The 13,544-nt window shown below is 54.8% G+C and carries 10 protein-coding genes; 8 read left to right on the forward strand and 2 right to left on the reverse strand.

The annotated features are described in order from the left end of the window. The first annotated feature begins 56 nt into the window (after positions 1-56). From argC to VFO93_RS19940, 7 genes are all read left to right on the forward strand, one after another. The gene (gene argC / locus VFO93_RS19910) at positions 57-1,046 is read left to right on the forward strand and encodes an N-acetyl-gamma-glutamyl-phosphate reductase (RefSeq protein WP_325136146.1); all 990 of its coding nucleotides are present in this window, start codon (positions 57-59) and stop codon (positions 1,044-1,046) included. 22 nt (positions 1,047-1,068) lie between these two features. After that, positions 1,069-1,791, forward strand: a complete 723-nt coding sequence (locus VFO93_RS19915) for a PIN domain-containing protein (RefSeq protein ID WP_325136147.1) — start codon at positions 1,069-1,071, stop codon at positions 1,789-1,791. A gap of 83 nt (positions 1,792-1,874) precedes the next feature. Then, positions 1,875-3,038 carry an aspartate aminotransferase family protein gene (locus VFO93_RS19920; RefSeq protein WP_325136148.1) on the forward strand — a complete coding sequence of 388 codons (1,164 nt, stop codon included), beginning with the start codon at positions 1,875-1,877 and terminating at the stop codon, positions 3,036-3,038. 72 nt (positions 3,039-3,110) lie between these two features. Beyond that, entirely contained in the window at positions 3,111-4,199 is a 1,089-nt protein-coding gene (gene carA / locus VFO93_RS19925; protein WP_325136149.1) for a glutamine-hydrolyzing carbamoyl-phosphate synthase small subunit, read from the forward strand. Positions 4,200-4,402: 203 nt separating this feature from the next. Further along, the gene (locus VFO93_RS19930) at positions 4,403-5,008 is read left to right on the forward strand and encodes a hypothetical protein (protein ID WP_325136150.1); all 606 of its coding nucleotides are present in this window, start codon (positions 4,403-4,405) and stop codon (positions 5,006-5,008) included. 95 nt (positions 5,009-5,103) lie between these two features. Beyond that, positions 5,104-8,334, forward strand: a complete 3,231-nt coding sequence (carB, locus tag VFO93_RS19935) for a carbamoyl-phosphate synthase (glutamine-hydrolyzing) large subunit (RefSeq protein ID WP_325136151.1) — start codon at positions 5,104-5,106, stop codon at positions 8,332-8,334. Between the two features lie 68 nt (positions 8,335-8,402). Continuing rightward, positions 8,403-10,427: an AAA-like domain-containing protein gene (locus tag VFO93_RS19940; RefSeq protein WP_325136152.1), complete on the forward strand. Its 2,025-nt coding sequence runs from the start codon at positions 8,403-8,405 to the stop codon at positions 10,425-10,427. A 168-nt stretch (positions 10,428-10,595) separates the two neighbouring features. On the opposite strand, the gene VFO93_RS19945 is transcribed toward VFO93_RS19940, so the two are convergent. Together VFO93_RS19945 and VFO93_RS19950 are read right to left on the reverse strand one after the other, a co-directional pair. After that, positions 10,596-11,102 carry a nucleoside deaminase gene (locus VFO93_RS19945; RefSeq protein ID WP_325136153.1) on the reverse strand — a complete coding sequence of 169 codons (507 nt, stop codon included), beginning with the start codon at positions 11,100-11,102 and terminating at the stop codon, positions 10,596-10,598. Positions 11,103-11,111: 9 nt separating this feature from the next. Continuing rightward, the gene (locus tag VFO93_RS19950; protein WP_325136154.1) at positions 11,112-12,335 is read right to left on the reverse strand and encodes an amidohydrolase family protein; all 1,224 of its coding nucleotides are present in this window, start codon (positions 12,333-12,335) and stop codon (positions 11,112-11,114) included. 175 nt (positions 12,336-12,510) lie between these two features. Between VFO93_RS19950 and VFO93_RS19955 the strand changes: the two genes are divergently transcribed. After that, positions 12,511-13,455, forward strand: coding sequence for an acetylornithine carbamoyltransferase (locus VFO93_RS19955; RefSeq protein ID WP_325136155.1), 945 nt, complete (start codon positions 12,511-12,513; stop codon positions 13,453-13,455). Positions 13,456-13,544: the final 89 nt, after the last annotated feature.

Genomic DNA, 13,544 nt, shown 5'->3' on the forward strand with positions numbered 1-13,544 from the left:
GGCTCCCCCTCTCCTTTTCGGAGAGGGGGCCGGGGGGTGAGGCGCCACGTCAGCACATGCAAAACCAAAAAATCACCGTCGGCATCGTGGGCGGCGCGGGCTACACGGCCGGCGAGCTGCTGCGCCTGCTGCTGCACCACCCGCAGGCCAGCGTAGCCACCGTCGTGAGTTCGACCCAGGCCGGGCAGCCGGTGCACACCGTGCACGACGACCTGCTGGGCGATACCGACCTCACCTTTGCCAGCGAGCTGACCGGCGACGAGGACGTAGTATTTCTGTGCCTAGGTCACGGCAACTCGCGTAAGTGGCTGCTCGAAGCCAACCTGCCCGCCAGCACCAAAGTCATCGACCTGAGCAACGACTTCCGCCTGGCGGCCGACCGCGACGTAGCCGGCCGGCACTTCGTGTACGGCCTGCCCGAGGCCAACCGCGAGCAGATTCGCACGGCCGACAGCATCGCCAATCCCGGTTGCTTTGCCTCGGCCATTCAGCTGGCGCTGCTGCCGCTGGCCGCCGCCGGGCAGCTGCACGATGCCGTGCACGTGTCGGCCATCACGGGCAGCACGGGCGCGGGGCGTGGCCTCGTCGAAACTACCGGCTACACCTGGCGCACCGGCAACATCTCGACCTACAAAACCTTCACGCATCAGCACCTGGGCGAGATTGGCGAAACGCTAGTGGGCTTGCAGCCAGGCTTTAAGCAGCCCGTGCGCTTCATCCCCTACCGCGGCAATTTCACGCGGGGCATCTTCGCTTCGGTTTATACTACCTGCGAACTTTTAATACCCGAAGTACAAAAGCTGTACTCCGACTACTACCGCGACGCGCCGTTCACGCTCGTGTCGTACAAGGAAATTCACCTCAAGCAAGTGGTGAACACCAATAAATGCTTGGTGCACGTGGCTAAGCACGACGACCAAGTGCTCATCACCACGGCGCTGGACAACCTGCTGAAAGGCGCATCGGGGCAGGCTATTCAGAATATGAACCTACTCTTCGGCTTCGAGGAAACGGCGGGCCTTGGAATAAAGGCTGCGTTTTTTTAGATTTTTTAATCAGATAAATAGAATGGCAAAGCTGATTCTTGATACTAGCACTTGGCTTGACATAGCCAAACCACGAGTAGAAGAAGTCTTAGCAGAACTTGAAGAGCAGGTTCAGCAGGGCATTACTATTCTTCTAACATGCGACATTATTATTGATGAGTGGGATAGAAATAAGACACGAGTTCTTAAAGAAGTTGTTGCTAGCATTCGGGCTCATGCAAAAAGCGCATTGAAAATGTCTGAGCTTTTGCCAGAAGCCGAAAAAGCAACCCTCATCAGCATTGTAGAAAAGTACACCAAAATTGAATCTGAGCAAGAGCGGCTTGCAGAAGTGTTCTTTGACAGGATAGAAAAGTTACTGAAAGGCTCTGAGGTTTTCAGTATTAGTGATAGTATAAAAGTTGACATGGCTAATCGTGCTTTAACAAAGCAGGCTCCATTCCATAACAACAAGAATAACATGGCAGATGCACTTCTGTACTTCGGTGCAGTAGACCACGTAAATCAGAATAATCAAATCGCCACAGACTTATTATTCGTGACGTCCAACTTTAAGGAGTTTAATGACCCAACAGTATTTAATAAGCTTCATCCTGATTTGTACAAGGGCAACGTTCATTTTTCGAACAATCTTGCGCAAGCCTTGAAGATGAGAAAAGAAGCTATTGATTTGATGGACGAGTACACCGAATATAAGTTTTGGGATTGGATTGAGACTGATGCTGAAATAGCTAGAGGCAAATGACTTAAAAAATCATAATGCCCTAACTCCCTTTTTGAATAAGGACTTAAAGCCAAACGAACTATCAGAATAACCACCTAGAAACCATGAACCTCTTCAACGTTTATCCGCTGGTTGACATCACGCCGGTGCGGGCGCTGGGCGCGACGCTGTGGGACGACAAGGGCCAGCAGTACCTAGATTTTTACGGCGGCCACGCCGTCATTTCCATCGGCCACAGCCACCCGCACTACGTGCAGCGCCTCAGCGAGCAGCTGCAAAACATCGGCTTCTACTCCAACTCGGTGCAGATTCCGATTCAGCGCGAGCTGGCCACGAAGCTGGGCGAGGTGTCGGGCTACCCCGACTACGCGCTGTTTCTGTGCAACTCGGGGGCCGAGGCCAACGAGAACGCGCTGAAGCTGGCGTCCTTCCACACCGGCAAAACTCGCGTGCTGGCCTTCCGGGGCGCGTTTCACGGGCGCACGAGCGGCGCGGTGGCCGCCACCGACAACCCCAAAATCGTGGCCCCCTTCAACGCCGGGCACGCCGTTTCCTTCCTCGACTACGACCTAGGGGCCGTGGAGCAAGCCCTGCAAGCCGGCGACGTGTGCGCGGCCATCATCGAGCCCATTCAGGGCGTGGGCGGCATCATCATGCCCTCCGACGACTTTTTGCGCGGGCTGGCGGCGCTGTGTCAGCAGTACGGCGCGCTGCTCATCGCCGACGAGGTGCAGTGCGGCTACGGCCGCAGCGGCAAGTTTTTTGCCCACCAGTGGGCCGGCATTCAGCCCGACGTTATCTCGGTGGCCAAGGGCATGGGCAACGGCTTCCCCATCGGCGGCATCCTCATTGCGCCCCATTTGAAGGCTTCTTATGGCCTCCTAGGCACCACTTTCGGCGGCAACCACCTAGCCTGCGCCGCCGCCCTGGCCGTGCTCGAAGTCATTGAGCAAGAGCACCTCGTGGAGCACGCCCGCACCCTGGGCGACTACCTGCGCACCGAGCTGCTGGCCCACTCCGGGGCCGAAGAAATCCGCGGCCGCGGCCTGATGATTGGGGTCAAGTACGACTTCCCCGTGAAGGAAGTGCGCGACAAGCTGCTCACCGAGCACCACATCTTCGTGGGCAACGCCTCCGACCCCACGGTGCTGCGTTTGTTGCCGCCATTGAACATAACGAAGGCCGAGGTTGACGTATTTTTGCAGGCGCTGTATGCCCTCACCGAAAAAGCGGTGGCCGTTATTCAGGAGCCTAGCGCGCTGGACTAACGGCGCGGGCACTGGCCGAGTGGCTTTGATTTTTCTTACCCTTACATACCTGACAGGCATTTAGTTAGCACAGTGGAAAACTCGAAAACAGTAAAACTCATCCTCGAAGACGGCACCGAGATTCAGGGCCAGTCGTTTGGCGCGTATAGCTCGGTAGCGGGCGAAGTCGTGTTCAGCACGGCCATGACGGGCTACCCTGAAAACCTCACCGACCCCTCCTTTGCGGGGCAGATTTTGGTGCTCACCTACCCCATCGTGGGCAACTACGGCGTGCCCGGCGAGGACTTGTACGAGTCGATTTCGAAGATTTTCGAGTCTGACAAAATTCACATTGCCGGGCTGGTCGTGAATTACTACTCCGACGAGCACAGCCACTGGAACGCCGCCAAGAGCCTGGGCGACTGGCTGAAAGAATACAACATCCCCGGCATTGCGGGCGTGGACACGCGCATGCTCACCAAGATTTTGCGCGAGAAAGGTGCCATGCTGGGCAAAATCGTGGCCGAGGAAGACGTGCCCCTGCACGACCCCAACCTCGACAACCTGGTGGCCCAGGTGAGCCCCCCCGAAGTAAAACACTACGGCCAGGGCCAGCACAAAATCGTGCTCGTGGACTGCGGCACCAAAACCAACATCATCCGCTGCTTCCTGGAGCGCGACGTGGAACTGATTCGGGTGCCCTGGGACTACGACTACAGCCAACTCGACTACGACGGCCTATTCCTGAGCAACGGCCCCGGCGACCCCAAGATGTGCGAGGCGACCATCCAGCACCTGCAAAATGCTTTGCAGCAGGACAAGCCGATTTTCGGCATCTGCCTCGGCTCGCAGCTCATGGGCCTGGCGGCGGGCGGCGACACCTTCAAGCTGAAATACGGCCACCGCAGCCACAACCAGCCCGTGCGCCTGGCCGGCACGCAGCGCAGCTACATCACCAGCCAAAACCACGGCTTCGCCGTCGATACCGATACGCTCCCCGCCGAGTGGGAAATGCTCTTCGAGAACCTCAACGACGGCACCTGCGAAGGCATCAAGCACAAGACCAAGCCTTTCTTCTCCACGCAATTCCACCCGGAGGCCGCCGGCGGCCCGCAGGACACGGAGTTCATGTTCGATGATTTTATTGAAGCAGTTAAGAAGCACAAGGCAACTAGCAACTAAAGCTAGTTGCCTTTTTTTTAACAAGCTCAGCCTAACTAACCGTCATGCTGAGCGGAGCGCAGCGCAGCCGAAGCATCTCTATCGCTTCGTTAGGTCTCTAAGCCCAATCCTTTACTGATACTTTTAGGTCAAGTCTCCATTCGACATGCATGGGAAACTCTTCATTATTTTCTGACCTAGTTCGAAAGACTGTTTTCGCAGTAATGTTGAATTCTTCTGTCTGCCTTGTATCAAAAGCACAGAGTATTCTTAAGCTTGATGAAAAGAATGGTTTTAAGAATTTCTTGTTTGGCTCTAACGTAAGTGAATATAATAATCTAGTTTATAGCGGTTCATTGTTTGCAAAATACAATCAAGAATTTGTTGAGCGTTTTGACGGGTATCTAGATTTTGACATTAAGTCTTATACCCAAAACAATAGTGCAAATAAGATAGGCGACCTAGAAATCGGTAAACCAACGTACTATTTTTTCAACAAAAGACTGCTTAGAGTCGATTTCTACGTTGATAACAGAGTAGGCAAAGAATTACTTACACTTTACAGAAGCTTGTACGGTGGTCCTACAATTGTAGATGCAGACAATATTCTTGGAGCAAATGTCACGACTTATTTATGGAAAGGAAGCAAGGTAAATTTATCTGTTTCAATCTGTAAAAATCCTTATCGTGGCAGCATCTCTTCAAATGACAAGAATGAGCCGCCATCATATTTTGTGAGATACTTAAGCATCCCAATGCTTGCAAAGAAAAAAGGTGCTGATAATGCTTTGCAGAATAAAGCAAAGAAGGCAAGAGAAAGTGATTTGTAAAAGGTCGCAGAGTCGAAGCAACTTGACTAATTCGCCAAGTTGCTTCGACTCTGCTTTGTGTAACGTTCTTTTTTTTGAATACGAATCCCCCTAGAATGAACAAACCCACTAAAGTTCTTATCCTCGGTTCCGGCGCGTTGAAAATCGGGGAGGCCGGCGAATTTGACTATTCCGGCTCGCAGGCGCTGAAGGCGCTGAAAGAGGAAGGCATCCGCACCATCCTCATCAACCCGAATATTGCCACCGTGCAAACCTCGGAGGGCATGGCCGACGACGTGTACTTCCTGCCCGTGACGCCCTACTTCGTGGAGGAAGTCATCAAGAAGGAGAAGCCCGACGGCATTCTGGTGGCGTTTGGTGGCCAAACGGCGCTCAACTGCGCGGTGGCGCTGTACCGGGCCGGGGTATTTGAGAAGTACAACCTGCCGGTGCTCGGCACGCCGGTGCAGTCGATTATCGACACCGAGGACCGCGATATTTTCAAGGAAAAGCTCGACCAGATTGGCGTGCTCACGGCCCGCAGCGTGGCCGTGACGACGATGGACGACGCCCTGGCGGCCGGCGAGCGCATCGGCTTCCCGATTATCGTGCGGGCGGCGTTTGCCCTAGGCGGCCTGGGCAGCGGCTTCGCCAACAACATGGACGAGCTACGGGCGCTGGCTGAAAAATCCTTCACGACTTCCGACCAGATTTTGGTGGAAGAGTCGCTTAAGGGCTGGAAGGAAGTGGAGTACGAAGTAGTGCGCGATGCGTTTGATAACTGCATCACGGTCTGCAACATGGAGAACTTCGACCCCATCGGCATCCACACCGGCGAGAGCATCGTGGTGGCCCCGTCGCAGACGCTCAGCAACCGCGAGTACCACAAGCTGCGCTCGATTGGCATCAAGACCATCCGCCACCTGGGCATCGTGGGCGAGTGCAACATTCAGTACGCGCTGGACCCGGTTTCGGAAGACTACCGCGTGATTGAGGTAAACGCCCGCTTGTCGCGCTCGTCGGCGCTGGCCTCCAAGGCCACGGGCTACCCGCTGGCCTTCGTGGCCGCCAAGCTGAGCCTGGGCTATTCGCTGGCCGAGCTGAAAAACAGCGTGACGCAGACCACGACGGCGTTTTTTGAGCCGGCGCTCGACTACGTGGTGGTGAAGCTGCCGCGCTGGGACCTGGGCAAGTTTGCGGGCGTGCAGCGCCAGATTGGCTCGGCCATGAAGAGCGTGGGCGAGGTAATGGCCATCGGCAAGTCGTTTGAGGAAGCCATTCAGAAGGGCCTGCGGATGCTGGACACCGGCAAGCGCGGCTTCGTGGGCAATACTCCCGAAACGACTGATAACGAAACTCTTGACCGCCTGCTGAGCGAGCCCAACGAAGAGCGCATCTTCGCCATCAACCAGGCGTTTGAGGCGGGCTACACCATCGAGCGCGTGCACGACCTGACCAAGATTGACCTCTGGTTTTTGCAGCGCCTGTACACTATTTTCAAGCTGGGCCAGCAGCTGGCCGGCCAGCGCGAAAAAGGTCTGGAAGGCCTGGAAATCGACCTGCTGCGCGAAACCAAAAAAGCCGGTTTTTCGGACCAGCAACTGGCGGTGCAACTGCTGGGCGCGGGTGACGTGAAGGCCGACGAGCTGCGCGTGCGCGCCCACCGCAAGGCCCTAGGGGTGCTGCCGGTGGTAAAGCAGATTGATACCCTAGCCGCCGAGTTTCCGGCCAAAACCAACTACCTGTACCTCACCTACCACGGCACCGAAAACGACCTCGCGCCCGAAACCGAGAAGTCGATTGCCGTGCTAGGCTCGGGCGTGTACCGCATCGGCTCGTCGGTAGAGTTTGACTGGTGCGGCGTGAACGCCGTGCAAACAGCCGCCGCTGAGGGCTACAAAACGCTCATCATCAACTACAACCCCGAAACCGTATCTACCGACTACGACGTGAGCGACCGCCTCTACTTCGAGGAGTTGAGCTACGAGCGGGTGATGGACATTCTGGACTTTGAGCAGCCCACGGGCGTAATTCTGAGCACCGGCGGGCAGATTCCGAACAACCTGGCCACGCGCCTCGAAGACGCCGGCGCGCCCATCTTGGGCACCTCGGCCAAGAGCATCGACATGGCCGAAAACCGCCACAAGTTTTCGAGCATCATGGACGAGCTGGGCATCGAGCAGCCCCGCTGGAACGAGCTGACCTCGCTGGAGGCCATGCACGCCTTCGTGGGCGAGGTGGGCTACCCGGTGCTCATCCGGCCGAGCTACGTGCTGTCGGGCGCGGCCATGAACGTGGTTTCGAACCGGCAGGAGCTGGAAGAATACCTGCAAACGGCCACCGAGGTGAGCGCCGAATACCCGGTGGTGGTGTCGGAGTTCATCCAGGAAGCCAAGGAGATAGAGCTGGACGCGGTGGCCAACCACGGCGACATCGTGAGCTACGCCATCTCGGAGCACGTCGAGTTTGCCGGGGTGCACTCGGGCGACGCCACCATGTACTATCCCCCACAGCGGGTGTACGTGGGCACCATCCGCAAGCTCAAAAACATCGCCGAGAAAATCGCCCGCCGCTACGACATCAGCGGTCCCTTCAACATCCAGTTCCTGGAAAAGAACGGCGTAATTCGGGTGATTGAGTGCAACATCCGCGCCTCGCGCAGCTACCCCTTCGTGTCGAAGATTTCGGGCCACAACCTAGTAACCAAGGCCACGCAGGTGCTCCTAGGGGTGCCCGTGACCCGCGACGACAGCGAGCGCGTGTACGACTTACCCTTCGTGGGCGTGAAGGCCCCGCAGTTCTCCTTCACCCGCCTGCCCGGCGCCGACCCGGTGCTGCGCGTCGACATGGTGAGCACCGGCGAAGTAGGCTGCCTGGGCGACACCGCCGAGGAGGCACTGCTGAAGTCGATGCTGAGCGTGGGCTATAAAATCCCGACGAAGACGGTGCTCATCTCGGGCGGCCCCATCACCTCGAAAGTGGCCCTGCTCAGCTCGGCCCAGCTGCTGGTGAAAAAGGGCTACCAGATTTTTGCCACCCAGGGCACGCACCGTTTCTTCGCCGAAAACAACGTGCCGAGCAGCCTGCTTTTCTGGCCCGACGACCACCAGGAGCCCAACGTGCTGACTTACCTGCGCGAAAAGAAAATCGACCTGGTCATCAACATCCCCAAAAACCTGTCGAAGGGCGAGCTGGACAACGACTACAAAATCCGCCGCACCGCCATCGACTTCGGTATCCCGCTGCTGACCAACGCGCGCCTAGCCTCGAAGTTCATCCGGGCCTTCTGCTCGCTGGAAATGAAGGACTTGAAAATTAAGAGCTGGAACGAGTATAAGGCGATGTAGCATATATTAGCGGCGTATACTTAGACTTAGGTATACGCCGCTAATTTTCTCGCCCATAACTGCAAGCCATGAAAGAGCATAACTACGTAGGCCTTGGTAAAGACGCTAATCTGTCTTACTTCGACAAAAATGAAAGGAACATAATTGATTTATTTTCAAATCAATGGCTGATTACTCGTGGAACAGAGGTACAATTGAGCAACAGCACATGCAAAGCTATACTGATTAAGCCGACGTCTCAATTCAGAGAAATGTTTAATCTGGACAGAGAAGTAATTGTAGTATTTAGCCCATACCAAATATTTGAACCACGCAGTATTGATGCGATAGATAGAGCATTTGATTCTATTTCATCAACTTTAGCTAGCCTACGCACAGAGGAGATATGCAGTGTTATCATCAGCAATGATGATAATATTGAAAGCAAAATCAATAAATTATTAATAAACAATGAGGAAGCCAAAGTCATAGTCCCCTTTAGCTATAAAGAATTATTAAAAAATATAAGTAATGACTACTTTATTGAAAACAGATTTAGAAAATATTTTTATAATAGGGATTTATTTGGATTTAATTCTCCTATACAAAAAGAGTCGTATTTCTTCGGAAGAAGGGATTTCGTTCAAGAGCTAGTTGACAAGCATATGTCTAGTGAATGCTCTGGAATATTTGGACTCAGAAAGACTGGAAAAACATCTATCCTATTCAGCCTATCACGAGTTCTTAAAGCCAAAGGTTATCCTACTATTTTTATTGACTGCCAAGACACAGCTGTTTATAAGAAAAGATGGAATAAATTACTTTATTATATTATATCTGAATTATCACAAAAATACAGCATTAAACTCAATTCAAAAATCGATGATTATTCTGAAGAATCGGCATCAGAGAAATTTGCAGAGGATTTAAAACATATTTACATTAAGATTGGAAAGAAAAGAATACTATTAGTATTCGATGAAGTAGAACGTATAACCTTTGATATCTCAGATGAGCCCCACTGGAAATCAGGGGTTGATTTCAAAGATTTTTGGAGGTCATTACGTGGGAATTTTCAGAAAAATCAGGACTTGTTTTCCTACTTGATATCGAGTACAAACCCACTGTGCGTAGAGACCAGAACTATAAATGGGTCTGACAATCCTATTTATCAGCAGATAGCGCCATATTATATTCAGCAATTCAGTTTTGAGCAAACGCGCATCATGCTGAATAAACTAGGCGGCTATATGGGTATGCAGTTTGAAGATGTTGTATGTGCTAGTATAACCCAGGATTACGGTGGGCACCCTTTTCTTATGAGACAGGTCTGTAGCGTTATTAATGCGCTGCAAAAAGACAACACGCGCCCTATTACTATCAATAGAATAATATACGAGAGAGCTAAATCTAAATTTGAATCAGAACTGGGAAGAGAGTACTCCGCAATGATATTGGATGTTCTTCGCACTAACTATGATATAGAATTTGAAATGCTGGAGCACCTCGCACGTGGAGACAAGGATTTCTTCTTAGAACATGCATTAGAAGACAGTAATTTTTACACTGGCCACCTAATCGGATATGGCGTAATATACAAGAGCGGCAATGATTATGATTTTAAAATTGATACACTTAAAACCTATTTAGCAGAAAAAAACAAGTTTAAAAAACTTATTCAAACAAATGCTGAAAAGATTGCCGAAATCAGTGCTCGTAGAAATTCTATTGAGGTAAAGCTACGCAGAATAGTACGCAATCAATTAAAAGCTAATTACGGAGAGGAAACCGCGAAAAAGAAGGTAATTAAACATTTGCACGAAGGCAATATCACCAAATTCAATAGATTTAGATACAACGATTTATTTGATAATTCTAACTCTGAGATAAAACTTTATTTTTCTAAGCTAAAAAACCTAATGGAAGCTTCTTGGGAAGACTGCTTTCGGCACATATTTGATACTGACGTAAATAATTTTAGCGCGAAGATGACAATTATAAATTCGCTTAGAGAAGCTGATGCCCATGCTAGTGAAGTCAAAGATTATGATATGTCTTCCTTCAGAGGAGCTATGGGCTGGCTTGAAGAAAAAGTAGAGCAATTTGAAAATTAAAATTCACCTTTTTCTAGTTCTGAAAAAGGTTTCTGGTGGTGGCTGATGCTGGAAGCAGCCAAAGTAGCGTTAGCTGCGGCGGCCCGGCACTGGATAGGCTAACGGGTGGCAAGGGGCGGGGCCGACGGGCTCCGCCCCTTGTTTTTTAGTAGCTTACGAGCAATACGGCTACTGCCCAGCCGCCAGCCGCCGGGTGTGGTAGGTGACTTGCAAATCCTTAATGGCTGCCAGCAGCTCGCCGCTGGCGGGGCCGGCTACCTCGGCACCGGGCACGATGGTGCGTATCGGCAGCAGGCGCACGGGGGCGGGCGGCGCGCCCAAGTCGGCGAGCCATTGGGTGAGCTGTTCGCCCGAGCTGAGGTACACGATTTTGCCCAGGCCCAGCCAGCCGTGGGCGGCGGCGCACATGGGGCAGTGCTCGCCGCTGGTGTAGAGCGTGGTGGCGGCACAGTCGGCGGGGCTGAGGTGGGCCGCTGCCCACTGCGCCAGGGCCAGCTCGGGGTGGGCCAGGGCGTTGAGCTCGTTCACGCGGTTGCGGGCGTCGGCCAGCACCTCGCCATTGGCCCCGACCAGCAGCGAGCCGAAGGGCTCATCGCCGGCGGCCAGGGCTTCGGTAGCCAGGGCGAGGCAGCGGCGCAGGTACGCTAAATCGACGGAAGTGAGGCTGGGAGGCATGATGGCGCGCTAGGGCTGGGGGTGGAGAATGGCTTTAGGATTACTGAACGTGGGGCGGCCGTTTTTGTAGCCCAGCAGCGGCTGGGCGATGGTGCGGATGGTCTCGACAGCGCTACCGGCCTCCAGCAGCACGAAGGTGGCCGGGCCGCCCACGCGCAGGCCTGTTTGGCGGGCCAGCAGCCGGGCAGCGTGGGTGGTTATCATCTCATACGTGGCCCGGATTTCGGCATCGGTGGCGAGCTGCGCGATGTTGGCGTACATATTGGCCAGGCGCACCAGCGAAGCGTCGCCGTAGGGTGTGAAGGCGTTGAGGATATTGTTACTGGACAATGTGGTAGTGATGCCCAGCTGCGCCAGCTCGTTGGCATTCACCACCCCACGCGGAATGAGGTGGGTGTGCTCCTGCCCCATCATCAGCAGGTCGGTGGCGGGTAGTACCGTAAGGGCGATGTCGGCCGCTTGCAGCAGCAGCATCAGTTCGGCGCGCTGGGGCGGGGGCATGGCGCTCAGCTTGTTGACGTGCCCGATGGACACGCAGCCCTGGTAGCCGCGGCGGCGGGTTTCGGCGGCTATTTTGGGGATGCCCAACTGGCCGGGCTCCAGGTCAAAGTCGAGGTGAAAATCTACGTTGACGTTGAATTCCTCGGCCAAGTCAAAAATCAATTCCACATGGCGGTCGGGGTCGGGGTCGGTGTAGGGGCAGCCGCCCACCAGGTCGGCCCCCTGGTGCAGGGCCTGGCGCAGCAGGTCGTAGGTGGCCATTTCCTGGGTCAGGCCCTCTTGGGCAAAGGCGCACAGCTCTATGTCGATGGCGGCGGCGTAGGTTTCGCGCACGCGCCGCAGGGCCGCCAGCGAGCGCAGGCCGGCCCTAGGGTCGGTTTCGACGAAGGTGCGCAAGCCCATCGTGCCCTTTTTGATGGCCATTTCGACTACCCGGCTGGCCCGCGCAAATACGTCGTCTTCGGTGAAATCGGCCTTGGCTTCCTTGGTTATTTTGGCGGCTTCCTCCTTGCCGTGCGCAGCCGGGCAGCGGTTCAGGATGCAGGCTTTGTCGAGGTGAATGTGCGTTTCGAAGAAGCCGGCGCACACAAACTGGTGCTCGGCGTCGAGCACTGCGCGGGCCGGGGCCGTAATGCCGGGCTCCAGCAGCTGGATTTTATCGGCCACGATGCCGATGTCCACGCCGGCCGGGTGGTCGTCGAGGTGGGCGTTTTTAACGAGCAGGTCTAGCATTTTGGAGAAAGGAAGGGGGCCAGCCGCTGGGTCTAGCGGCTACCGGAACCGCCGCCTCGCCAGCTTAAAAATGGTGCGGCGCGGCCGGGTACGCAGTACGCGGGGGCGGCCGGGGGCGTTGCTACTGCTGCGAGCCGGAGCGGCGGGTACCGGCATTGCAAGCCACCTTTGCAGGATGAAAAACTTCCTCTCCTTCGCCGATGCGGGCGACTATAAGGCGTTGTTGCGGCAAGCCCTGGAAATCAAGCAGAATCCCTACGGCTATCAGCACGTGGGCAAGCATAAAACGGTGGGGCTGATATTCTTCAACCCCAGCTTGCGCACGCGCTTGAGCAGCCTGAAGGCGGCTTATAACCTAGGGGCGCAGGCTTGGGTACTGAATGCCGGGGCCGACTCGTGGACGCTGGAAATGGCCGACGGCGCCTTGATGAACGGCACCACCCAGGAGCACATCAAGGACGCCATTGCGGTGATGAGCCAATACTGCGATGTGCTGGGCGTGCGGACTTTCCCCACGCTCAAGGACAAGGAAGCCGACTACAGCGAGGAAGTATTGCGCAAGATTTTGCAGTACGCCACGGTGCCAGTTATCAGCCTCGAAAGCGCCACGCTGCACCCCTTGCAGTCGTTTGCTGACCTTATTACGGTGGCGGAGACGAAGAAAAAGGAGCGCGTGAAAGTGGTGCTGACCTGGGCGCCGCACGTGCGCGCCCTGCCGCAGTGCGTACCCAACTCGTTTGCCGACTGGTTTTCGGAAATCGACTGGGTGGATTTTGTCATCACTCACCCCCACGGCTACGAACTGGACCCTAAGTTTACGAAGGGCGCGACCATTGAATACGACCAGCGCAAGGCACTGGAAGGCGCCGACTACGTGCAGGCCAAAAACTGGAGCAGCTACCGCGACTACGGCCAAGTGCTCAGCAACGACCCCAGCTGGATGCTCACTAATGAGCACATGCGCCTGACCGACGACGCTAAATTCATCCACTGCCTACCCGTGCGCCGCAACGTGGAAGTATCCGACGAGGTGCTGGATTCGGCGGGCTCGCTCATCATTCAGGAGGCGGGCAACCGCACATTTTCGATGCAGACGGTACTCCATGAGTTGTTGAAATAACGCACCCTAGCGCGGAGCACCTCACCCCCCGGCCCCCTCTCCAAAAAAGAGGGGGAGCCGACCGCCAGCGGACGTCAGCGAAAATTGAT

The sequence above is a fragment of the Hymenobacter sp. genome (assembly GCF_035709525.1).
In the GTDB taxonomy this organism is placed as follows: Bacteria; Bacteroidota; Bacteroidia; order Cytophagales; family Hymenobacteraceae; genus Hymenobacter.